Below are 21,845 nucleotides of genomic sequence, written 5' to 3'. Positions count from 1 at the left end.
CCAGTCCCCTTAAGACTGCAAGACGTCTGCAAGGCGTTCAAGACGGCCGCGTACGCTGCCATCAATGACCATATCACCCGAGCGGATGATTACGCCTGCCATTACAGACTTATCGATTTTGCAATTCAGCTTAACTTTGCGTGACAGACGTTTTTCCATCGCGGCGGTGATTTTCGCAAGCTGTTCGTTACTCAGTTCAGTCGCAGAAGTCACTTCAACTTCAGCGGTTGCTTCACTAAGGGCACGTAAGTGCTCAAACTGCTCGAGAACATCCGGGAGCACACGGAGACGACCATTTTCTGCCATCACCTTAATCAGGTTCTGGCCGTTGGCATCCAGTTGCTCTCCGCACACGGCGATAAACGACGCGGCGAGAGTTTCAGGTGCTAACGCACCGGAAAGCAACTCAGCCATTTGTTCGTTTTTCGTCACCTCAGCGGCAAACGCCAGCATATCCTGCCAGCGATCGACATTGTGGTGTTCGACAGCAAAGTCAAAAGCTGCTTTGGCGTAGGGGCGAGCTACCGTAACAAATTCAGACATCAGCCCCTCCCTCCTTACAGTTCAGCGACAAGTTTGTCCACGATGTCGCTGTTAGCAGCTTCATCCACGGAACGTTCGATGATCTTCTCGGCGCCAGCAACAGCCAGAATCGCAACCTGCTTACGCAGTTCTTCACGAGCACGTTTACGCTCAGCATCAATTTCTGCCTGAGCCTGTGTCACGATCTTAGTACGTTCCTGTTCTGCTTCAGCTTTGGCTTCGTCCAGGATCTGAGAACGGCGTTTGTTAGCCTGTTCGATGATTACCTGAGCTTCCGCTTTCGCTTTTTTCAGCTGGTCTGTCGCGTTGGCCTGTGCAAGGTCCAAATCTTTCTTAGCGCGTTCTGCAGAAGCCAGACCGTCAGCAATTTCTTTCTGACGTTTTTCGATGGCAGCCATTAAAGGCGGCCATACATACTTCATGCAGAACCAGACAAAGAGAATAAACGCGATGGCCTGGCCGAGGATTGTTGCGTTCATGTTCACAGCACAATACCTCTTTAATTTCTGTGGCTTAGGGTTTTAAAACTACTACTACGCGACAGCAAACATCACGTACAGACCCAGACCTACAGCGATCATTGGGATAGCATCCACCAGACCCATAACGATAAAGAACTGAGTACGCAGCAGAGGAATCAGATCAGGTTGACGCGCTGCGCCTTCCAGGAATTTGCCCCCGAGGATGCCGATACCGATCGCAGCACCGATAGCCGCCAGACCCATCATCACAGCGGCAGCCATGTACAGCAGATCCATATTCAGGTTTTCCATGACAGTCTCCAGTTTGTTTCAATTAAAACGTAGTAGTGTTGGTAAAAAATCAGTGCTCTTCAGACGCCATCGACAGATAGACGATCGTCAGAACCATGAAGATAAAGGCTTGCAGCGTAATGATCAGGATGTGGAAAATGGCCCACGGCACATTCAGAACCCACTGTGACCACCACGGCAGAAGACCCGCGATCAGAATGAAAATCAGCTCACCCGCATACATGTTGCCGAACAGTCGCAGACCCAGTGAAACAGGTTTGGACAGCAGGCTAACGCCTTCCAGGATCAGGTTGACCGGAATAAACGCCCAGTGGTTGAACGGCTGCAAGGTAAGCTCTTTCACAAAGCCGCTTACGCCTTTCATTTTGATGCTGTAGAAAAGAATCAGGATAAACACGCCCAGCGCCATCGACAGGGTGATGTTCACGTCCGCAGACGGTACAACACGCAGTGCAGGCAGGCCGAAGATGTGCTCGCCGATAAACGGCAGCAGATCGATTGGCAGCAGGTCCATCAGGTTCATCAGGAAGACCCAAACGAACACGGTCAGCGCCAGCGGAGCAATCAGCTTGCTCTTGCCATGGTACATGTCTTTGACGCTGCCATGGACGAAGCCGATGATCATTTCGATGAAGGTCTGGAATTTCCCTGGTACACCGCTGGTCGCTCGTTTAGCAACACCGCGGAACATGGCCAGGAACAGAAGACCCAAAACCACCGAGAAGAACATGGAGTCGATGTTGATCGTCCAGAAGGTGGCCGGGGGGTTATGTGGATCCACCAGCGAGAATGTACGCAGGTCCAGCTGAAGGTTATTCAGATGGTGACCTATGTAATCCTGCGGCGTCATATTTTCTGAAGCCATGATGCCTTTTACCCTTTGTTATTGATTACAGCTGGAGCCAGAACTTGTACCACCAGCACCAAAACCCACGTTGCTATCAGCGGCATGAAGACCACTTTCAAAACCGCCAGCGCCATCACCAGTAGAGCAAAGGTCAGCAACACCTTACACACTTCGCCGAGGGCGAAGGACCAGGCCACGCGGCCTTTGGCGGGTGTATGCGCCTGATGACGCCAGGCAAAAATCATAAACAACACGTTTGGCAGCACAACCGCCAAACCCCCGCACACGGCGGAGATGCCCCAGAAGGGGTCTTTGAGGCTAAACAGCAGTCCACTTGCTATCACAGCCAGAAACTGAACGAACAGAAGCTTACGAGCAACGTTTCTACTCAAGAGCGACACAGACATCACGTTTTTACTCCTGCTCCCTTCGAGGTATGCCGCGTGTCGTATAAAACGTCCTTTAAGGCTCAGAGTCAAGCATCAAAAAGCGGTCAAATTATACGGTGCGCACCCGTGATTTCAAACATTAAGTAGCGAAAAGGTGAATAAATGTTTAAATATTTTTCCCCACCGCTATTTTTTAACTTTCGCTGAAAGCGTCAACCTTCGACCAAAACTGCAAACAGCGCGAAAACGTTGTCGATAAAGCGTGCACGAGATCACAAAACACACATTTGCGATAAGGTTGTATTTATCAAAGGCGCAAATCGCGAAAATTTATCTTTATGAAATTAAACACAAAATGTCGCAACTATTTTCAAAACAGCCCAGTACACAATAAAAACCTTTTATTGACATTCTTAATAAATAATTAACATTACGTTCTGGTTACTGCCTTCCACTTTTAGCAGACTTATATTTTCACAGATGACTATCTTCTAGGTGAATAATAGGCGCTACGTTAACCGGAAGAAAAACCTTAGTGAAACAGAGGTTAAAAGCTCCCCGATAAAACCCCGGTAGTTGTGCTGTTTTTTAACATGATAAGAACAGCACGAATTCCACATTTTTTATTAATTTTTTAAAAATTGTTTGGCTTAATTATCACCAGATGACGTTCACCTTCGAGCTGAGGAATCTCTAATTTCTCAATAGACTCGACAGCAAAACCGTCTGGAAGCTGTTCAATCTCATCGCCTGGCAACTGCCCTTTCAGCGCATAAAAGCGGCCGTTCTCCGCAGGCAAGTGCTTACACCAGCTCACCATGTCATTGAGCGAAGCAAACGCGCGGCTGATAACCCCGTCAAACGGCGGCTCTGCCGGGAATTCCTCTACCCTGCTCTGCACGGGCGTGATGTTCTCAAGCTTCAGCTCATGCTGTACCTGACGTAAAAAGCGCACGCGCTTGCCAAGGCTGTCCAGCAGCGTGAAATGGCTCTCAGGGCGAACAATCGACAGCGGAACGCCCGGTAAACCTGGACCCGTACCCACGTCGATGAAACGCTCACCTTTCAACCAAGGGGCAACCACGATGCTATCGAGTATATGGCGAACGAGCATCTCGTTGGGGTCGCGAACAGACGTCAGGTTGTACGCTTTGTTCCATTTGTTCAGCATATCGACATAGGCCACCAGCTGATTTTTCTGGTGATCGGTGAGCGAAATACCTGCCTGATCCAGCAGACGAGAGAGTTTGTTGAGCACGGTGAATACCTGTTTAGAGATTTTTCGCCCGGTGGCGCTGCCGCTTATCGGGCCTACGAATAAGTAGGGCGGGTAAGCGAAGCGCCACCCGCCAAAAGCAATGTCAATTACGCGCTGCGGCGCAACATACCTTGCTTTTTCAGCCAGACCAGCAGGATCGAAATCGCCGCAGGGGTAACCCCCGAGATGCGGGACGCCTGACCGATCGACACCGGTTTGTGATCGTTCAGCTTGGCGATCACTTCGTTAGAAAGACCCGTCACCTGGCGGTAGTCCAGCATTTCCGGCAGCAGCGTGTTTTCGTTACGCTGCTGTTTTTCGATCTCATCCTGCTGACGCGCGATGTAACCTTCGTACTTCACCTGGATCTCAACCTGCTCTGCCGCTTCAGCGTCTTCCAGGCCCGGCGCGAACGCGGTCAGTTTGACCAGGTTCTCGTAGGTGACTTCAGGACGGCGCAGCAGATCTTCCCCGCTGGCCTCGCGCGACAGCGGCGCTGTTAAGTGAGCGTTTACTTCGGCAGCAGTTTCCGCCTGCGGATTCACCCAGGTGGTTTTCAGGCGCTGACGTTCCTGTTCAATGCGTTCCAGCTTCTCGTTGAAGCGCGCCCAGCGTTCGTCATCGACCAGACCGAGTTCACGGCCCATTTCGGTCAGACGCAGGTCGGCGTTATCTTCACGCAGCATCAGGCGATATTCCGCGCGAGAGGTAAACATACGGTACGGTTCTTTGGTACCCAGCGTGCAGAGATCGTCAACCAGCACGCCCAGATACGCCTGAGAACGGCCTGGTGCCCAGCCCTCTTTCTCAGCAGAAAAGCGCGCGGCGTTCAGACCGGCAAGCAGACCCTGTGCAGCCGCTTCTTCATAGCCGGTGGTGCCGTTAATCTGACCCGCGAAGAACAGACCGTGGATGAATTTGCTTTCCAGGGTTGGCTTCAGGTCACGCGGATCGAAGAAATCGTACTCAATAGCGTAGCCAGGGCGAACGATTTTCGCATTCTCCATCCCCTGCATTGAGCGAACAATTTGCATCTGCACATCAAACGGCAGGCTGGTGGAGATGCCGTTCGGGTAAATTTCGTTCGAGGTCAACCCTTCCGGCTCCAGGAAGATCTGGTGCTGGTTACGATCGGCAAAGCGCATCACTTTGTCTTCGATCGACGGACAGTAGCGTGGACCGATCCCTTCGATCACGCCAGCATACATGGGGCTACGATCGAGGTTATTGCGGATCACGTCATGGGTTTTCTCGTTGGTATGCGTGATGTAGCACGGGACCTGCTGCGGATGCTGTGCCGCATTGCCCATGAACGAGAAGACCGGCATTGGGTTATCACCGTGCTGTTGCGCCAGCACGCTGAAATCAATGGTGCGCGCATCAATACGCGGCGGCGTGCCTGTTTTCAGGCGGCTAACGCGCAGCGGCAGTTCGCGCAGACGACGAGACAGTGGAATAGACGGCGGATCGCCAGCACGGCCACCACTGTAGTTATCCAGACCGATATGAATTTTACCGTCCAGGAATGTGCCCACGGTCAGCACCACGGCTTTCGCGCGGAATTTGAGGCCCATCTGGGTCACGGCACCCACGACGCGATCGTTCTCAACGATAAGATCTTCAACCGCCTGCTGGAAGATCATCAGGTTCGGCTGGTTCTCCAGGGCGGTACGCACCGCCTGACGGTAAAGTACGCGGTCTGCCTGAGCACGGGTCGCACGGACAGCGGGGCCTTTACTCGCGTTTAGTATCCTAAACTGGATGCCAGCCTGATCGATCGCTTTCGCCATCAGGCCGCCAAGTGCATCCACTTCTTTTACCAGGTGTCCTTTCCCAATGCCGCCAATCGCCGGATTACAGGACATTTGTCCCAGCGTGTCGATATTGTGTGTCAAAAGCAGGGTCTGCTGACCCATTCGCGCTGCGGCCATTGCGGCCTCAGTGCCTGCGTGACCCCCGCCAATGATGATGACGTCAAAAGGATCCTGATAAAACATGGTGGTCTGCCTCGCGTAAAGCGGTATGAAAATGGATTGAAGCCCGGGCCGTGGATTCTACTCAACTTTAGTCTTTCGAGAAAGCATTGGGATCCTGGGCTATTAAAAAGAAGATCTTTTTATTTAGAGATCTGTTCTATTGTGATCTCTTATTAGGATCGCGAACCTGTGTGGATAAGTCCGATCTCATAAAGAAGATCATGCAGTTAGAAAGGATCGTTTGCTGTGAATGATCGGTGATCCTGGACCGTATAAGCTGGGATCAGATCGCGACTTTATGCACAGGCCAAAAACGACGCTACGGTTGTTCTTTGGATAACTACGGGTTAATACGAGCTTTTAACCAGAGTTATCCACATCTGTTCGCGCGATCTTTAATCGTTTTTGAGTAAATTTTTCCATTCCGCGAGCCAGATCTCGGCTGGATCCTCCGGAATGTCATGATCGAGGATGTTGATCTTGAGCGTTTCACCCAGCTGTTTTGCTCCGCAGGAGGTGACAGCGGCTTCGACTTTCTCTATTGCCCCGCAAAAGGTGTCATATTCGCGACTGCCGATCCCCACTGCGCCAAAGCGGACGTTTGACAGGTCGGGCTGCTGTTCCAGCAGTTCGTCATATAAAGGTTGCAGGTTATCCGGCAGATCGCCCGCACCGTGCGTGGAGGTGATCAGCAGCCAGACCCCGTCAGTCGGGAGATCTTCCAGCAACGGGCCGTGCAGGGTTTCCGTGGAAAAGCCCGCATCTTCCAGCTTTTCAGCCAGATGTTCCGCTACGTATTCCGCACCACCAAGGGTGCTGCCGCTGATAAGGGTAATGTCCGCCATTGATCGCTCGCCTGGATAAAGAGACGGTCATTGTACGCTGTGAGCGAGCTGGGATCTACCTGTGGAAAATGTGGGAATGAATTTGCCCGATCACGGGCGGATGGTACGCATGATCGGGTTTTGCAGGGAGATCAGGGTCTCGGTGGACTGAATTTCATCGATTGTTTGGATCTTGTTGATAAGTACCTGCTGAAGGGCGTCGATGGATCGGCACATGACTTTAATAAAGATGCTGTAGTGCCCGGTGGTGTAATACGCCTCGGTGACTTCATCCAGCGCGTTTAGTCTTGCCAGGGCGGAAGGATAGTCTTTGGCGCTTTTAAGAATGATGCCAATGAAGCAGCAGACGTCATAACCCAGATGTTTAGGACTGACGTCAATGCGTGCGCCGGTAATGATCCCCGCCTGCTTCATTTTCTCTACGCGAACGTGAATGGTTCCCGGGCTGACGCCAAACTGTTTCGCCAGTTCGGCGTAGGCGGTACGGGCATTGGCCATTAACGCCTCCAGAATGCCGCGGTCGAGATTGTCGATCTGATAATTTTCCATAGCTTTTTCTTATGAAGATTAATGAATCACTCTATTCTAGCGTTTAATTTTATCGAATCAAAAGTGAAGGTGGCTTTTTGTTGATGAGTTATTGAATGTGATGCCATTTCTGTTGCTTAATCAATATCAACAGGACGCAGGAGTATAAATAATGAAAACCGCTTACATCGCAAAACAACGCCAGATCAGTTTCGTTAAATCCCATTTTTCCCGCCAGCTGGAAGATAAACTTGGGCTAATTGAAGTCCAGGCGCCGATTCTAAGCCGCGTGGGTGACGGGACCCAGGATAACTTGTCTGGATGCGAAAAAGCGGTACAGGTGAAAGTGAAAACACTGCCAGACGCCCAGTTTGAAGTGGTTCATTCACTGGCGAAGTGGAAGCGTCAAACCCTGGGGCAACACGACTTCAGCGCGGGCGAAGGGCTCTACACGCACATGAAAGCCCTTCGCCCCGATGAAGACCGCCTCACCCCAATTCACTCTGTCTATGTTGACCAGTGGGACTGGGAGCGCGTAATGGGTGACGGCGAGCGCCACGTCGGCACGCTGAAATCCACCGTTGAGGCGATCTACGCCGGGATCAAAGCGACCGAAGCAGCCGTAAGCAAAGAGTTTGGTCTGGCACCGTTCCTGCCGGATACGATCCACTTTGTGCACAGCCAGGAATTGCTGGCCCGCTTCCCGGATCTGGATGCCAAAGGCCGTGAACGTGCGATTGCTAAAGAGCTGGGCGCGGTATTTCTGATTGGGATCGGCGGCAAACTGTCTGATGGCAAACGCCACGATGTTCGCGCGCCGGATTATGATGACTGGAGCACTGCGGGTGAGGGCGAGTTTGCCGGGCTGAACGGCGATATTCTGGTCTGGAACCCGGTACTGGAAGACGCATTCGAGCTTTCTTCTATGGGGATCCGCGTGGATGCTGACGCGCTGAAGCGCCAGCTGGCGGTCACCGGTGATGAAGATCGTCTCAAACTCGAGTGGCACCAGGCGCTGCTGCGTGGGGAAATGCCGCAGACGATTGGCGGCGGTATCGGCCAGTCCCGTCTGACCATGCTGTTGCTGCAATTACCCCATATCGGTCAGGTTCAGTGTGGCGTCTGGCCGCAGCAGGTACGTGAAAGCGTCGGCTCTCTTCTGTAATTAACGCTGCCAGCGTCTGAGCAGGCGGCTACGCAGCCCGGTATCAAAGCGCCAGATATGATCGAAGATGCGCATGATGCCGGGTTTTCCATGGGCGGACATCGCCACCGCATGAAAACGGTGCTGATGCACCCGCTGTAACTCCTTCACCTTATTCACCACGTCATCCGGTAGCCGCTGGGCAATAAAATCGGAAATCACCACCGCGTCGGCGTCGTACCAGTCGCCGCCCTGCATACGCTCCACAATGCTGCGAAAGCAGCTGGCCAGATCCGTGCCGCCGCGAAAACGCTGGCTCAGGAAGCGGATTGCCTGCTCGATCCCCTGCTGGTTCGTCAGCTCATAGCCCACGACTTCGCTGGAGAACAGCATGATGAAGCAGCGACGGCGATCGGCGAGCGCCACGCGCATCAGCGCCAGACAAAAGGCTTTTGCACACTGCTCGTTAAACCCGCCCATCGATCCGGACGTATCCACGCAAACGATGAAGGGCCCGCGCGGCTGTTCATCAAAATCCTGATGAACGACCGGCCGCTGGCTGATTTTCTCTCGCCAGGCTTCGCCGTGAAGCCGGTAGGTGAGAAGCTGTTTTTCTACCAGCCGACGGTAAAACTCATACTCCAGCTCGGTCATCCCCAACGTGCTCAGCTCCGTGGGCAGCAGACGCAAAATATCATCGCTCTGCTGGAGCCCGTCGACCTGCTCCGGTACGGTGGCCGGTTCACGCACCAGGGTGCGGAAGGTTTCCATCGGGGCGTCTTTCTTTGGAACCGACTTTGCCTCTCTTGAGCGTCCCAGCTGTTCTGCAAGCTTCATCAGCTCGGGCTGCTGCGTCAGAAAATCGCCGTACTTGACGATCAGCTGATAGTCCCCGCGCCTGAGCTGGCCTGCGCTCATATCCCAGAGACGCCCAGCGGCGTTTTCATTCTCCACCAGCACCTGTTCTAACTGGCCGCTCAGGGTCATTCGTTCCTGAACTTCACTAAGCAGCTGTTCGCGCTCTTCATCCAGCAGCTGCTGGTTTAGCGTCGTGGCCTGCACCACCAGGCTGAGGCGCCAGCGCTGTAAGAAGAGGGTGTGCAGCGCCGGGGTAAAAGTGGCGTTATCCGTGACCAGCGCCCGCGCCTGGCTGGCAAACGGGGAGTGGACCTTGTCGAGCAACGTCAAGGTTTGCGGAAGATGGACGATAAACTGCGGCGTGGAGAGCCGCTGGCACTGCTGATAGCAGGCCACCTCTTCCGTTAACTCAGGCGGAACTTCGGTCTCCCTGAACCGCTGACGCAAATTTTCGCGCCAGCGCGGAAGATCGTCCGTCATCGCCTTTTTGAGCTTCGGAAATTTTTCAAAGAAGGCTGCCAGCTGCGGTGACGCCAGAAGTGTTATGACCACCTCTTCGATCAACCCCTCCTCGCTGACGGCCAGCATAACGTTAAGCGTATCCAGGGTTAGCATTGACGCGCCTGTTTGATCTGCGCGCTGACGTCCTGCAGGCTGGCTTCGATGCGGCCTAACCAGTCGCTATGAATAAAGAGGCATTTTTGCTGCTCGCTAAAGCGGGTATGCTGCTGGTGCCATTCCGTATCCAGCGCTTCCAGCTGCTGCTTAATCTCTTCCGGTACGCTGTCCGAGGCGGTGCCCGGCAGCGCCAGACGCGAGCCCTGCAGGCTGACGTCGCGGATCACCAGATGCTGGCTGCTGTCCACTTCCATATTCAGCGGTTGCGCGAAGCCGATGCCGTTGAGCTTTCCACGGATCTCTCCGCCCTTATCCAGCCACTGCGCTAGCGCCTCGCGCTCAATCGTAATGTGTACCACCTGCATATCATGCAGCTTGAGCGGCTGCTGGAGCAGCAGCGTGAGCGTTGTACCAGTCAGATCGGCAGGAAGCTCATAGTGCGGCTTGCGGGCGAACATGCCTCCCAGGCGATTCACTTTCAGGGCTGTTTTATCACTTTGCTGCTGCTGGAGCTGGATGCGCCGCTGGGCAATCGCCCCCAGCTGATTGAGCATTGCCTGCTGTGCCCAGGCGTGTCCGGTCATCAAAACGTCAAGCTGCTGCTGCATCAGATTCATGCCTTCCGCGTCGTGCCAGAGGCAATCTTTCAGCAGGATCAGATCGATGGGGGCAACGGCATCGCGGCCGCTAAACAGGGCGCTGGCCTGCAGGAGGCGGATCGCTTTTTTCCAGCGACGATCGGAGACATAGGGTGCAGAAGGGAGGAGATCAAGCTGCTGACGCAGCAGATAGATCAGCTCGAATACGGCGTCAGGCAGTTTGATTTTGCTGATATCCTGCTGCCACTGGTAATACTCCTCATCCGTCACCTGCAGCGAAGCGGATACCGGGTTTTCACTCTCATCCTGCTGGCTCACCAGCATGGAGCGGAAGTTTGATTTGTCCTGCACTTTGTCCAGCCACAGGCGGATGAGCATACGGTCATACAGCGCTTCCAGACTGCTGTCGGCCTCGGGCAGTTCGTTAGAGGCGGCCACCAGCAGGCGCATCGGGATTTTCTCTTCACTGGCGCCGTTGCGGAACCGACGTTCGTTTATCGCCGTGAGCAGGGTGTTAAGAATGGCCGGTCCCGCTTTCCAGATCTCATCGAGAAAGACAATCTCAGCTTCAGGGAGATACCCCGCCGTCAAACGCTCATAGCGCCCTTCATCTTTCAGCGCCTGAATAGAGAGGGGGCCAAACACTTCTTCAGGGGTGGAAAAGCGGGTCATGAGATACTCGAAGGCGCGGGCATTCTGAAAAGCAAATTTTAGCCTGCGGGCAATCAGGCTTTTGGCAATGCCCGGCGGTCCCAGCAAAAACACGCTTTCACCGCTGAGCGCCGCCAGTAAACAGAGGCGAATGGCGTGGCTACGCTCGAAAAGGCCTTTCTCCAGCGCGCTGCTGAGGCGGGAAATTCTTTCTGCTAATAAATGTGAGTGAGCCATAATAGTTTTGCATCCTTTCGCCGTCGTGGCGGCCAATTGAAGCGAGTATAGACGTTTCAGTCAGGGCTGGTAATAGACTGAAGTGCGGCGCAATTTTCTTTGCGCTACATTAATGCGGTTGCATTTAGGGGTACGATTTTGCAATGAATCGTGCATACTGTGCGCTTTTTGTGGGCCAAGGGACCAGGAACACATTTGTTATTTAAACGAAAAGACTAGTCTATGAGCACTGATAATAAGCAATCATTACCCGCAATAACGCTTGCGGCGATCGGGGTTGTCTACGGTGATATTGGCACCAGCCCGCTTTATACGCTTCGTGAATGTCTGTCCGGCCAGTTTGGCTTTGGTGTTGAACGCGATGCCGTGTTTGGCTTCCTGTCCCTCATTTTCTGGCTGCTGATCCTGGTGGTTTCCGTTAAGTATCTCTCCTTCGTTATGCGTGCTGATAACGCAGGTGAAGGTGGGATCCTGACCCTGATGTCTCTTGCCGGGCGCAATACCTCGGCCAGAATGACCTCTGTGCTGGTCATTATCGGCCTGATTGGGGGCAGTTTCTTCTACGGAGAGGTGGTTATCACGCCCGCTATTTCGGTCCTCTCGGCGATAGAGGGGCTGGAGATTATCGCTCCACAACTTGATTCATGGGTGGTTCCGCTGGCCATTATTGTCCTGACGCTGCTGTTCATGATCCAGAAGCACGGTACCGGGCTGGTGGGCAAACTGTTTGCACCGATTATGCTGGCCTGGTTCCTGATCCTGGCGGCGCTTGGTTTGCGCAGCATTATCGCGAACCCGGAAGTGCTGCAGGCGCTGAATCCCTACTGGGCCGTGCATTTCTTCCTCGAATACAAAGTGGTTTCCTTTGTGGCGCTGGGTGCCGTGGTGCTCTCCATCACCGGTGTGGAAGCGCTGTATGCTGACATGGGTCACTTCGGGAAACTGCCTATCCGCGTGGCATGGTTTATTGTGGTGCTCCCGTCGCTGGTGCTGAACTATTTCGGTCAGGGGGCGCTGCTGCTTAAAAACCCGGAAGCGATCAAGAACCCGTTCTTCCTGCTGGCGCCTGACTGGGCGCTGGTACCGATGCTGATCCTGGCGACGCTGGCGACCGTCATTGCCTCTCAGGCGGTGATTTCCGGCGTGTTTTCTCTGACGCGCCAGGCCGTGCGTCTGGGTTATCTCTCACCGATGCGCATCATCCATACCTCAGAGATGGAGTCGGGTCAGATCTACATCCCGTTCATTAACTGGCTGCTCTATTTCGCTGTGGTCATTGTTATCGTCAGCTTCGAGCACTCCAGTAACCTGGCGGCGGCGTACGGTATTGCGGTAACCGGTACGATGGTGCTGACGTCGCTTCTCTCCACCACGGTGGCGTACCGAAACTGGCACTGGAATAAATTCCTCGTGGCGATGATTCTGGTGGGCTTCCTGTGCATTGACGTGCCGCTGTTCTCTGCGAACCTCGACAAGATTGTCTCCGGTGGCTGGCTGCCGCTGACGCTGGGTCTGGTGATGTTCATTGTCATGACCACCTGGAAAAGCGAGCGTTTCCGCCTGCTGCGCCGCATGCACGAGCACGGGAATTCTCTGGAGGCGATGATCGCTTCTCTGGAGAAATCTCCGCCGGTACGCGTTCCGGGTACAGCGGTATACATGTCTCGCGCGCTGAATGTCATTCCGTTCGCGCTGATGCATAACCTCAAGCACAACAAAGTGCTGCACGAGCGCGTGATCCTGCTGACGCTGCGCACCGAAGATGCGCCGTATGTTCACAATGTGCGTCGTGTGCAAATAGAGCAACTGTCGCCGACCTTCTGGCGCGTGGTGGCAAGCTACGGCTGGCGTGAAACGCCAAACGTGGAAGAGGTGTTCCACCGCTGCGGCCTGGAAGGGCTGAGCTGCCGGATGATGGAGACGTCGTTCTTTATGTCGCACGAGTCGCTGATTATCGGCAAGCGCCCGTGGTATCTGCGCCTGCGCGGCAAGCTATACCTCATCCTGCAGCGTAATGCCCTGCGTGCGCCTGACCAGTTTGAGATCCCGCCTAACCGCGTGATTGAGCTGGGAACGCAGGTCGAGATTTAAGTCTTTGTGCGGCCTGATGCCCTCACCCCGCCCCTCTCCCACAGGGAGAGGGCGCAAACATAAAAAACGGTAACCAGGGGGTTACCGTTTTGCATTTACCTCCACGCCATTTCACTTAGCGAAACGTTTCGACGTCGATCACAAATCTGTTACGTCATGATGGTTTTCTGAACATTTCTGGGGCTACACTACTTTTAGCGAAACGTTTCGCTAGTGGAGCAAGAAAATGAAGAAAGGCACTGTACTCAACTCAGAAATCTCATCGGTTATTTCCCGTCTTGGGCATACCGATACGCTGGTGGTTTGCGATGCAGGCTTACCGGTTCCGCGCAGCACAACCCGTATCGATATGGCGTTAACGCAGGGCGTACCTTCGTTTATGCAGGTACTGGACGTGGTGACCGCGGAGATGCAGGTTGAGGCGGTCATTCTCGCGGCGGAAATCAAACAACATAATCCGCAACTCCACGAAACGTTGCTCAGCCACCTTGAGCAGCTGCAACAACACCAGGGAAATACCATAGAAATTCGTTACACAACGCACGAACAATTCAAACAACAAACCGCAGACAGTCAGGCGGTGATTCGCAGCGGGGAGTGTTCCCCGTATGCGAATATCATTCTCTGTGCTGGCGTCACCTTCTGAGGCCATCATGGACGCATTACTGCAACTTAAAGGGATCGATAAGTCGTTCCCGGGCGTAAAAGCTCTCTCCGGCGCGGCGCTGAACGTCTACCCCGGGCGCGTCATGGCGCTGGTGGGCGAAAACGGCGCCGGCAAATCCACCATGATGAAGGTGCTGACCGGTATCTATCAACGCGATGCCGGTTCACTCCTTTGGTTGGGTAAAGAGACCACCTTCAATGGCCCGAAATCCTCTCAGGAAGCGGGCATCGGTATTATTCACCAGGAGCTGAACCTCATCCCGCAACTCACCATTGCGGAAAACATCTTCCTCGGCCGCGAGTTCGTGAACCGCTTCGGTAAGATCGACTGGAAAACCATGTATGCCGAAGCGGACAAGCTGCTGGCGAAGCTGAACCTGCGCTTTAAGAGCGACCGCCTGGTGGGCGATCTCTCCATTGGCGATCAGCAGATGGTGGAAATCGCGAAGGTGCTGAGCTTCGAGTCGAAGGTCATCATTATGGATGAACCGACCGACGCCCTGACCGATACCGAAACCGAATCCCTGTTCCGCGTTATCCGCGAGCTGAAATCGCAGGGGCGCGGGATTGTCTATATCTCTCACCGTATGAAAGAGATCTTCGAAATCTGCGATGACGTCACCGTTTTCCGAGACGGGCAGTTTATTGCCGAGCGCGAAGTGGCGACGCTGACCGAAGATACGCTCATCGAAATGATGGTGGGACGTAAGCTGGAAGATCAGTACCCGCATCTGGATAAAGCGCCGGGTGAGATCCGCCTGAAGGTGGACAACCTCTGCGGCCCGGGTGTGAACGACGTGACCTTCACCCTGCGCCAGGGCGAGATCCTGGGCGTAGCGGGCCTGATGGGGGCGGGACGTACCGAGCTGATGAAAGTGTTGTACGGCGCACTGCCGCGCACCAGCGGTTATGTCACCCTCGACGGCCATGAAGTGGTCACCCGCTCACCGCAGGATGGTCTGGCGAACGGCATCGTCTATATCTCCGAAGACCGCAAACGCGACGGCTTAGTGCTGGGCATGTCGGTAAAAGAGAACATGTCCCTGACCGCGCTGCGCTATTTCAGCCACAGCGGTGGCAGCCTGAAGCATAAAGACGAGCAGCAGGCGGTGAGCGATTTTATCCGCCTCTTTAACGTCAAAACCCCGTCGATGGAGCAGGCGATTGGCCTGTTGTCCGGCGGGAATCAGCAGAAAGTGGCGATTGCGCGCGGGCTGATGACGCGTCCGAAAGTGTTGATCCTCGACGAGCCAACCCGCGGCGTAGACGTGGGCGCGAAGAAAGAGATCTATCAGCTGATTAACCAGTTTAAGGCCGACGGTCTGAGCATCATTCTGGTCTCTTCCGAGATGCCAGAAGTATTAGGCATGAGCGATCGCATTATCGTCATGCATGAAGGGCATCTCGGCGGTGAATTCACTCGCGAGCAGGCCACCCAGGAAGTTCTGATGGCTGCCGCTGTGGGCAAGCTTAATCGCGTGAATCAGGAGTAAGAAGATGACTACCCAGGCTGTTTCTGGTCGCCGCTATTTCACAAAGGCGTGGCTGATGGAGCAAAAATCGCTGATTGCCCTGCTGGTGCTGATCGCGATTGTGTCGACCATGAGCCCGAATTTCTTCACCGTTAATAACCTGTTCAATATTCTGCAGCAGACGTCGGTGAACGCCATTATGGCGGTCGGCATGACGCTGGTGATTCTGACCTCAGGTATCGATCTGTCCGTCGGTTCCCTGCTGGCGCTCACCGGCGCGATCGCCGCTTCGATTGTCGGCATTGAAGTCAACGCGCTGGTGGCCGTGGCCGCTGCCCTGGCGGCAGGTGCGGCGATAGGCGCCGTCACCGGCGTGATTGTGGCAAAAGGCCGCGTTCAGGCGTTCATCGCGACGCTGGTGATGATGCTGCTGCTGCGCGGGGTGACCATGGTTTATACCAACGGCAGCCCGGTCAATACCGGCTTTACCGATAACGCCGATCTGTTTGGCTGGTTCGGTATCGGTCGCCCGCTGGGGGTCCCGACCCCGGTATGGATCATGGCTATCGTCTTCCTGGCGGCGTGGTACATGCTGCATCACACTCGCCTGGGCCGTTATATCTATGCGCTGGGCGGTAACGAAGCGGCAACGCGCCTGTCCGGTATCAGCGTTAATAAAGTCAAAATTATCGTTTACTCCCTGTGCGGTCTGCTGGCGTCACTGGCAGGCATTATCGAAGTGGCGCGCCTCTCCTCCGCGCAGCCAACGGCGGGTACGGGGTATGAGCTGGACGCCATTGCGGCAGTGGTTCTGGGCGGTACGAGTCTTGCGGGCGGTAAAGGTCGCATTGTTGGGACATTGATCGGCGCACTGATCCTCGGTTTCCTGAATAATGGTTTGAATTTGTTAGGTGTTTCCTCCTATTACCAGATGATCGTTAAGGCAGTGGTGATTTTGCTGGCGGTACTGGTAGACAACAAAAAACAGTAACTGACGACACTACAGGACATCTTAGATATGAACATGAAAAAACTGGCTACCCTGGTTTCCGCTGTCGCGCTGAGCGCAACCGTAAGTGCTAACGCCATGGCGAAAGACACCATCGCGCTGGTTGTCTCTACCCTGAACAACCCGTTCTTCGTCTCTCTGAAGGATGGCGCGCAGAAAGAAGCGGACAAACTGGGCTACAACCTGGTGGTTCTGGATTCACAGAACAACCCGGCGAAAGAGCTGGCTAACGTTCAGGACTTAACCGTTCGCGGCACCAAAATTCTGCTGATCAACCCAACCGATTCTGATGCCGTAGGCAACGCCGTGAAGATGGCAAACCAGGCGAAGATCCCGGTAATCACCCTGGACCGTCAGGCAACCAAAGGCGAAGTGGTGAGCCATATTGCGTCTGATAACGTGCTGGGCGGCAAAATCGCCGGTGATTACATCGCGAAGAAAGCCGGCGAAGGCGCGAAAGTCATCGAACTGCAGGGGATTGCCGGGACGTCTGCCGCCCGCGAGCGTGGCGAAGGCTTCCAGCAGGCGGTTGCAGCGCATAAATTCAACGTACTGGCGAGCCAGCCGGCAGACTTCGACCGTACTAAGGGTCTGAACGTCATGCAGAACCTGCTGACCGCGCACCCTGACGTGCAGGCAGTATTCGCGCAGAACGACGAAATGGCGCTGGGCGCGCTGCGTGCCCTGCAGACCGCTGGTAAATCTGATGTGATGGTTGTCGGATTTGACGGCACGCCGGATGGTGAAAAAGCAGTAAACGATGGCAAACTGGCTGCGACCATCGCTCAGCTGCCTGAGCAGATTGGCGCCACTGGCGTTGAAACTGCCGACAAAGTGCTGAAGGGCGAAAAAGTTCAGGCCAAATACCCGGTTGACCTGAAGCTGGTCATCAAGCAGTAAAGGCGAATCAGGCCGTCACGGCGGCCTGAGGGACACCAATAAAGAAAAGTGTGGCATACGCCACCGGGTAACACCGGTGGCGCTCTCTGATGGACAATCCAACCATGAAAACCGCAGGTAACCTCGTCGTCCTTGGCAGTATCAATGCCGATCACATTCTTAACCTTGAATCGTTCCCGACACCGGGCGAAACCGTCACGGGTAACCAGTATCAGGTGGCATTTGGCGGTAAAGGTGCAAACCAGGCCGTTGCTGCCGGTCGCAGCGGGGCAAATATTGCGTTTATCGCCTGCACGGGTGATGACGATACCGGCGAGCGCGTACGCAAGCAGCTGGCGAGCGACAATATCGATATCGCACCGGTCAGCGTTGTTGCAGGGGAATCTACCGGCGTGGCGCTGATTTTCGTCAACGCAGAAGGTGAGAATGTCATCGGTATTCATGCTGGCGCTAACGCGGCGCTGACGACGGAACGCGTAGAAGCGCAACGTGCACTCATCGGCGGAGCGGAAGCCCTGCTGATGCAGCTGGAGTCGCCGGTTGAAAGCGTGCTGGCCGCCGCCAAAATTGCGCATGAAAATCATACCACTGTCGTACTTAATCCGGCCCCTGCCCGTGTATTATCTGACGAGCTGCTGGCGCTGGTGGACATCATCACGCCGAACGAAACCGAAGCCGAAAAGCTGACGGGTATTCGCGTTGAAAACGATGATGATGCCGCGCGAGCCGCGCGTGCGCTGCACGACAAAGGCATCGGAACAGTGATCATCACCCTGGGTAGCCGTGGGGTGTGGGCAAGCGTCAATGGCGAAGGCCGTCGCGTGCCGGGCTTTAAGGTGAAGGCGATTGATACCATCGCAGCGGGAGACACCTTCAATGGTGCACTGGTGACCGCGCTGCTGGAAGGCATGAGAATGGATGACGCTATCCGCTTCGCACACGCTGCCGCCGCGATTGCGGTGACGCGCAAGGGCGCCCAGCCTTCCGTTCCGTGGCGTAAAGAGATCGATGAATTCTTAAGTCAGCAGGGGTAACGCTTGGCCACAATGAAAGATGTCGCCCGCATGGCGGGCGTTTCTACCTCGACGGTCTCTCACGTTATAAACAACGATCGCTTCGTCAGCGAGGCGATTCGGGAGAAAGTCGAAGCGGCGGTAAAAGATCTCAACTATGCGCCGTCTGCGCTGGCGCGCAGCCTTAAGCTCAACCAGACGCGCACCATCGGTATGCTGATCACCGCGAGTACCAACCCCTTTTATTCAGAACTGGTTCGCGGCGTGGAGCGCAGCTGCTTCGAGCGTGGCTACAGCCTGGTGCTGTGCAATACCGAAGGTGACGAGCAGCGCATGAATCGTAACCTGGAAACGCTGATGCAAAAACGCGTCGACGGGCTACTGCTGCTTTGTACCGAAACGCACCAGCCGTCGAAAGAGATCATCCAGCGCTACCCCTCCATTCCCACGGTGATGATGGACTGGGCACCGTTCGACGGCACCAGCGATCTTATTCAGGATAACTCCCTGCTGGGGGGCGATATGGCCACCCAGTATCTGATCGATAAAGGCTATACCCGCATCGCCTGTATTACCGGCCCGCTGGACAAAACCCCGGCGCGTTTGCGTCTGGAAGGGTATCTCGCCGCAATGGCGCGGGCAGGACTTTCAGTGCCGGAAGGGTACCGTATTACCGGCGATTTTGAGTTTCACGGTGGTTTTGAAGCGATGCAGACGCTGCTGGCGCAGCCGCAGCGTCCGCAGGCTGTTTTTATCGGCAACGATGCCATGGCGTTTGGCGCCTATCAGGCGTTATATCAGGCCGGTTTGCGTGTTCCCGACGATATGGCGGTAATCGGCTACGATGATATCGAGCTGGCCAGCTATATGACGCCGCCGCTCACCACCATTCATCAGCCAAAAGATGAGCTGGGCGAGCTGGCCATCGATGTGTTGATCCACCGAATGGCTCAGCCCACGCTGCAGCAGCAACGCCTGCAGCTTACTCCTGTTCTGATGGAACGGGGTTCGGTTTAGCTTTCGCCTTATGGCGTTCTTTAATCAGGTTACGGCCATCTTTCGGTTTTAACAGCATAAAGACCAGCGCTGAAACGACGGTGAGTGCGCCCATGGTGATAAAGGTATAGTGGAACTGCTCGACGGTGTTCGCGCTGTCGAAACCTTCATAAAACCGCAGTACCGCCGCGCTCACGGCCACACCCAGACTGATGGACAACTGCTGTGTTACCGCCAGCACGCTGTTGCCGCTACTGGCGTTCTCGTCGGTCAAATCCGCAAGGGTGATGGTGTTCATTGAGGTGAACTGCGTCGACATCGCCATGCCCAGCACAAATAGCGGCAGGATCAGCATCCAGACGGGTAACGCGGCGGACTGCAGCGAGAACTGCGCAATCATCAGGCCGATAAAGACCGTCACACCAACCAGCGTCTTGCGATAGCCAAACCAGCGTAGCACCTGCGTCACGGTCGATTTTGCCAGAATCGAGCCCATTGCGGTGGGCGCCATCATGCAGCCGGCAATCATGGCCGGGTAGCCGAAACCCACCTGCAGCATCAGTGGCATCAGGAACGGTACGCAGCCCGTCCCCAGACGCGAGGCAATGTTTCCCGCGATCCCGACGGAAAAGGTTCGGGTGTTGAAGAGCCCAAGAGAGATTAACGGCGTCGGGTGACGGCGCGCGTGACGTATATAAAGAAGGAACAGCAGCACGCCGGCGAGGATAACGGAGAGCGCCATCCACGTCGCGACGATCTTCTCGCCAACCAGCTCCATCCCGCTGGAGAAGAGTACCAGGCTCAGGCCAAACAGGAAAAAGCCACCCATGTCGAAGCTGCGTCTTGGCGTGGTGAAGTTCGGCATATATTTGCGGGCATACAGCAGCCCCGCAACGCCAATCGGAATATTAATCAGGAAGATCCAGTGCCAGCTTGCCCAGGTGACAAACACGCCACCGAGTACCGGGCCCAGTATCGGGCCGACCAGTCCCGGCATGGTGACAAAGTTGAGCACGGGAAGCAGTTCGCTTCGAGGGTAGGCTCGTAATAAGGCAAGGCGCGCCACGGGCATCATCATCGCGCCGCCAATACCCTGTAATACGCGGAAGATAACCAGTTCCGTTAAGGACGAGGAGAGCGCACAGGCCAGCGAACCGAGCGTAAAGAGCGTTACGGCCAACATGAAAACTCTACGGGTACCGAAGCGGTCGGCCAGCCAGCCGCTAACCGGAATTAACATTGCAACCGTCAGGGTGTAGCTGATGATGGCGGACTGCATCGCCAGCGGGGAGCGGTTAAGGCTTTGCGCAATAGCGGGAAGCGCGGTGTTGAGGATGGTGGCATCCAGTGCCTGCATAAAAAACGCCATGGCTGCAATCCACGGCAATCCGGCCATGCTGCGCGCTTTTTTCTTTGTCATTTATTTACCTGCTGGTGGGTTGGCGCAGCCAGTAATGCCTGGCACGCACTCAGGGCTCGCTGCCCGTCGCTTTCCTGAATGGCATCCACTATCGCCTGATGCAATTCCAGTTTTACCACGTCGTTTTGTGTAATAGAGGTAAAGTAGGTGTGATACACCGAATGAAATAATGAGGCAAACGAGGTGAGGAACGGATTGGCGCTCATCATATAGATATGTTCATGCCAGGCCATATCGACCTCAACCCAGCGTTCGCGGTTGAAGTGTTTTTTCAGGAACACCATCTCTTCCATCAACGCGTTAAGCTGCGCTTTCTGCTCTGCTGTGCCAAGCATGGCGGCAAGCAGACATGCCTGAGGTTCAAGGCTGCTGCGCATCACCAGAAAGTGATCGACGACTTGATGAAAGTTGTCTTCCGTCATCCACCAGGAGAGCAGCTCCTGATCGAGAAAATTCCAGTTACTCTGTGGCATCACGCGTGTGCCAATACGAGGACGTGGAAGCACCATACCTTTTGCCGTCAGGGTTTTCACCGCTTCGCGCACTGCGGTACGGCTCACCCCAAACTGCTCACCCAGCTCCATTTCACCCGGCAGGATGCTGCCCGGGGCATATTTACCCGCTAAAATCCGCTGAGCCAGCTTTTCTGCCAGCACATACGACAGGTTTTTTTGGGCGGCCAGCTGTTGTGCGCTTAATGGCATCGCTTTTATTCCTTAAAGATTCATGCTGATAATTATGCCACCTCGAATGTGATTGTGGTTGCAGATACATCAAATAGAACAATTTGTAGCTTGATTTCACCTCTGTTGGTGAAAAAAAACGCGGATGGAAATTTTTTTTAAATTTCCTCTTGTCACCTCGGAATAACTCCCTATAATGCGCCTCCACTGACACGGAACAACGGCACACACGCCGCCGGGTCAGCAGAGAAAAGCGAAAATAAACGCTTGACTCTGAAGCGGGAAAGCGTAATATGCACACCCCGCGCCGCAGCGAAAAGCGAAGCGGC

General features: G+C 54.8%; 21 protein-coding genes. 8 read left to right on the top strand and 13 right to left on the bottom strand.

Going from position 1 to position 21,845, the window contains the following annotated elements:
* Positions 1-9: 9 nt before the first annotated feature.
* From atpH to asnC, 9 genes are all read right to left on the bottom strand, one after another.
* Complete coding sequence (gene atpH, locus GXP72_RS00105) at positions 10-543, bottom strand: F0F1 ATP synthase subunit delta (RefSeq protein WP_024907887.1); 534 nt, start codon at positions 541-543, stop codon at positions 10-12.
* Between the two features lie 14 nt (positions 544-557).
* Complete coding sequence (atpF, locus tag GXP72_RS00100; RefSeq protein ID WP_014072436.1) at positions 558-1,028, bottom strand: F0F1 ATP synthase subunit B; 471 nt, start codon at positions 1,026-1,028, stop codon at positions 558-560.
* A gap of 48 nt (positions 1,029-1,076) precedes the next feature.
* Entirely contained in the window at positions 1,077-1,316 is a 240-nt protein-coding gene (gene atpE, locus GXP72_RS00095; protein ID WP_000429386.1) for a F0F1 ATP synthase subunit C, read from the bottom strand.
* Between the two features lie 49 nt (positions 1,317-1,365).
* On the bottom strand, positions 1,366-2,181 hold the full coding sequence (atpB, locus tag GXP72_RS00090) for a F0F1 ATP synthase subunit A (protein ID WP_008500193.1): 816 nt from the start codon (positions 2,179-2,181) through the stop codon (positions 1,366-1,368).
* An 8-nt stretch (positions 2,182-2,189) separates the two neighbouring features.
* On the bottom strand, positions 2,190-2,570 hold the full coding sequence (gene atpI, locus GXP72_RS00085) for a F0F1 ATP synthase subunit I (RefSeq protein WP_023333920.1): 381 nt from the start codon (positions 2,568-2,570) through the stop codon (positions 2,190-2,192).
* A gap of 616 nt (positions 2,571-3,186) precedes the next feature.
* Complete coding sequence (gene rsmG, locus GXP72_RS00080; RefSeq protein ID WP_148769899.1) at positions 3,187-3,810, bottom strand: 16S rRNA (guanine(527)-N(7))-methyltransferase RsmG; 624 nt, start codon at positions 3,808-3,810, stop codon at positions 3,187-3,189.
* Positions 3,811-3,917: 107 nt separating this feature from the next.
* On the bottom strand, positions 3,918-5,807 hold the full coding sequence (gene mnmG, locus GXP72_RS00075; RefSeq protein ID WP_023333918.1) for a tRNA uridine-5-carboxymethylaminomethyl(34) synthesis enzyme MnmG: 1,890 nt from the start codon (positions 5,805-5,807) through the stop codon (positions 3,918-3,920).
* Between the two features lie 374 nt (positions 5,808-6,181).
* Positions 6,182-6,631: an FMN-binding protein MioC gene (gene mioC / locus GXP72_RS00070; RefSeq protein WP_023309786.1), complete on the bottom strand. Its 450-nt coding sequence runs from the start codon at positions 6,629-6,631 to the stop codon at positions 6,182-6,184.
* Between the two features lie 90 nt (positions 6,632-6,721).
* Positions 6,722-7,180 (bottom strand): transcriptional regulator AsnC, encoded by a 459-nt coding sequence (gene asnC / locus GXP72_RS00065; protein WP_024907891.1) that lies wholly within the window; start codon positions 7,178-7,180, stop codon positions 6,722-6,724.
* A 151-nt stretch (positions 7,181-7,331) separates the two neighbouring features.
* Between asnC and asnA the strand changes: the two genes are divergently transcribed.
* Positions 7,332-8,324, top strand: coding sequence for an aspartate--ammonia ligase (gene asnA / locus GXP72_RS00060; RefSeq protein ID WP_061716268.1), 993 nt, complete (start codon positions 7,332-7,334; stop codon positions 8,322-8,324).
* Here asnA and viaA read toward each other — a convergent pair whose 3' ends face one another.
* Positions 8,325-9,776 carry an ATPase RavA stimulator ViaA gene (gene viaA, locus GXP72_RS00055; RefSeq protein WP_024907893.1) on the bottom strand — a complete coding sequence of 484 codons (1,452 nt, stop codon included), beginning with the start codon at positions 9,774-9,776 and terminating at the stop codon, positions 8,325-8,327.
* A complete protein-coding gene (ravA, locus tag GXP72_RS00050; RefSeq protein ID WP_208763368.1) occupies positions 9,770-11,266 on the bottom strand; it encodes an ATPase RavA in 1,497 nt (498 codons plus the stop codon). The genes viaA and ravA overlap by 7 nt, the downstream gene beginning before the upstream one ends.
* Before the next feature lie 222 nt (positions 11,267-11,488).
* Between ravA and kup the strand changes: the two genes are divergently transcribed.
* The 7 genes from kup (at position 11,489) to rbsR (ending at position 19,434) form a co-directional block, all read left to right on the top strand.
* On the top strand, positions 11,489-13,357 hold the full coding sequence (kup, locus tag GXP72_RS00045) for a low affinity potassium transporter Kup (protein ID WP_024907895.1): 1,869 nt from the start codon (positions 11,489-11,491) through the stop codon (positions 13,355-13,357).
* Between the two features lie 226 nt (positions 13,358-13,583).
* Complete coding sequence (gene rbsD, locus GXP72_RS00040) at positions 13,584-14,003, top strand: D-ribose pyranase (protein ID WP_024907896.1); 420 nt, start codon at positions 13,584-13,586, stop codon at positions 14,001-14,003.
* A 7-nt stretch (positions 14,004-14,010) separates the two neighbouring features.
* Positions 14,011-15,516: a ribose ABC transporter ATP-binding protein RbsA gene (gene rbsA, locus GXP72_RS00035; RefSeq protein WP_024907897.1), complete on the top strand. Its 1,506-nt coding sequence runs from the start codon at positions 14,011-14,013 to the stop codon at positions 15,514-15,516.
* A 4-nt stretch (positions 15,517-15,520) separates the two neighbouring features.
* Positions 15,521-16,486 (top strand): ribose ABC transporter permease, encoded by a 966-nt coding sequence (gene rbsC, locus GXP72_RS00030; protein WP_006808742.1) that lies wholly within the window; start codon positions 15,521-15,523, stop codon positions 16,484-16,486.
* Positions 16,487-16,513: 27 nt separating this feature from the next.
* The gene (gene rbsB, locus GXP72_RS00025) at positions 16,514-17,404 is read left to right on the top strand and encodes a ribose ABC transporter substrate-binding protein RbsB (RefSeq protein WP_010426610.1); all 891 of its coding nucleotides are present in this window, start codon (positions 16,514-16,516) and stop codon (positions 17,402-17,404) included.
* A 104-nt stretch (positions 17,405-17,508) separates the two neighbouring features.
* Entirely contained in the window at positions 17,509-18,438 is a 930-nt protein-coding gene (gene rbsK, locus GXP72_RS00020; RefSeq protein ID WP_024907898.1) for a ribokinase, read from the top strand.
* A gap of 3 nt (positions 18,439-18,441) precedes the next feature.
* Complete coding sequence (rbsR, locus tag GXP72_RS00015; RefSeq protein WP_024907899.1) at positions 18,442-19,434, top strand: ribose operon transcriptional repressor RbsR; 993 nt, start codon at positions 18,442-18,444, stop codon at positions 19,432-19,434.
* On the opposite strand, the gene mdtD is transcribed toward rbsR, so the two are convergent.
* Entirely contained in the window at positions 19,400-20,833 is a 1,434-nt protein-coding gene (gene mdtD, locus GXP72_RS00010) for a multidrug transporter subunit MdtD (protein ID WP_208763367.1), read from the bottom strand. The genes rbsR and mdtD overlap by 35 nt on opposite strands.
* The gene (locus tag GXP72_RS00005) at positions 20,830-21,537 is read right to left on the bottom strand and encodes a FadR/GntR family transcriptional regulator (RefSeq protein WP_090420261.1); all 708 of its coding nucleotides are present in this window, start codon (positions 21,535-21,537) and stop codon (positions 20,830-20,832) included. The genes mdtD and GXP72_RS00005 overlap by 4 nt, the downstream gene beginning before the upstream one ends.
* Positions 21,538-21,845: the final 308 nt, after the last annotated feature.

This window comes from Enterobacter sp. SES19 (genome assembly GCF_011765665.1).
GTDB lineage: Bacteria > Pseudomonadota > Gammaproteobacteria > Enterobacterales > Enterobacteriaceae > Enterobacter > Enterobacter pseudoroggenkampii.
The sequence above is the reverse complement of the archived record's forward strand: the minus strand, read 5'-3'. Positions and strand labels throughout refer to the sequence as shown.

What these genes read in the sequence shown, in the direction of transcription:
- GXP72_RS00005 (WP_090420261.1), bottom strand. Translation starts at nt 21,537, where the DNA reads ATGCCATTAAGCGCACAACAGCTGGCCGCCCAAAAAAACCTGTCGTAT.
- mdtD (WP_208763367.1), bottom strand. Translation starts at nt 20,833, where the DNA reads ATGACAAAGAAAAAAGCGCGCAGCATGGCCGGATTGCCGTGGATTGCA.
- asnA (WP_061716268.1), top strand. Translation starts at nt 7,332, where the DNA reads ATGAAAACCGCTTACATCGCAAAACAACGCCAGATCAGTTTCGTTAAA.
- rbsD (WP_024907896.1), top strand. Translation starts at nt 13,584, where the DNA reads ATGAAGAAAGGCACTGTACTCAACTCAGAAATCTCATCGGTTATTTCC.
- kup (WP_024907895.1), top strand. Translation starts at nt 11,489, where the DNA reads ATGAGCACTGATAATAAGCAATCATTACCCGCAATAACGCTTGCGGCG.
- atpE (WP_000429386.1), bottom strand. Translation starts at nt 1,316, where the DNA reads ATGGAAAACCTGAATATGGATCTGCTGTACATGGCTGCCGCTGTGATG.
- mioC (WP_023309786.1), bottom strand. Translation starts at nt 6,631, where the DNA reads ATGGCGGACATTACCCTTATCAGCGGCAGCACCCTTGGTGGTGCGGAA.
- rbsK (WP_024907898.1), top strand. Translation starts at nt 17,509, where the DNA reads ATGAAAACCGCAGGTAACCTCGTCGTCCTTGGCAGTATCAATGCCGAT.
- ravA (WP_208763368.1), bottom strand. Translation starts at nt 11,266, where the DNA reads ATGGCTCACTCACATTTATTAGCAGAAAGAATTTCCCGCCTCAGCAGC.
- rbsA (WP_024907897.1), top strand. Translation starts at nt 14,011, where the DNA reads ATGGACGCATTACTGCAACTTAAAGGGATCGATAAGTCGTTCCCGGGC.
- atpB (WP_008500193.1), bottom strand. Translation starts at nt 2,181, where the DNA reads ATGGCTTCAGAAAATATGACGCCGCAGGATTACATAGGTCACCATCTG.
- asnC (WP_024907891.1), bottom strand. Translation starts at nt 7,180, where the DNA reads ATGGAAAATTATCAGATCGACAATCTCGACCGCGGCATTCTGGAGGCG.
- atpI (WP_023333920.1), bottom strand. Translation starts at nt 2,570, where the DNA reads ATGTCTGTGTCGCTCTTGAGTAGAAACGTTGCTCGTAAGCTTCTGTTC.
- atpH (WP_024907887.1), bottom strand. Translation starts at nt 543, where the DNA reads ATGTCTGAATTTGTTACGGTAGCTCGCCCCTACGCCAAAGCAGCTTTT.
- viaA (WP_024907893.1), bottom strand. Translation starts at nt 9,776, where the DNA reads ATGCTAACCCTGGATACGCTTAACGTTATGCTGGCCGTCAGCGAGGAG.
- rbsC (WP_006808742.1), top strand. Translation starts at nt 15,521, where the DNA reads ATGACTACCCAGGCTGTTTCTGGTCGCCGCTATTTCACAAAGGCGTGG.
- rbsB (WP_010426610.1), top strand. Translation starts at nt 16,514, where the DNA reads ATGAACATGAAAAAACTGGCTACCCTGGTTTCCGCTGTCGCGCTGAGC.
- mnmG (WP_023333918.1), bottom strand. Translation starts at nt 5,807, where the DNA reads ATGTTTTATCAGGATCCTTTTGACGTCATCATCATTGGCGGGGGTCAC.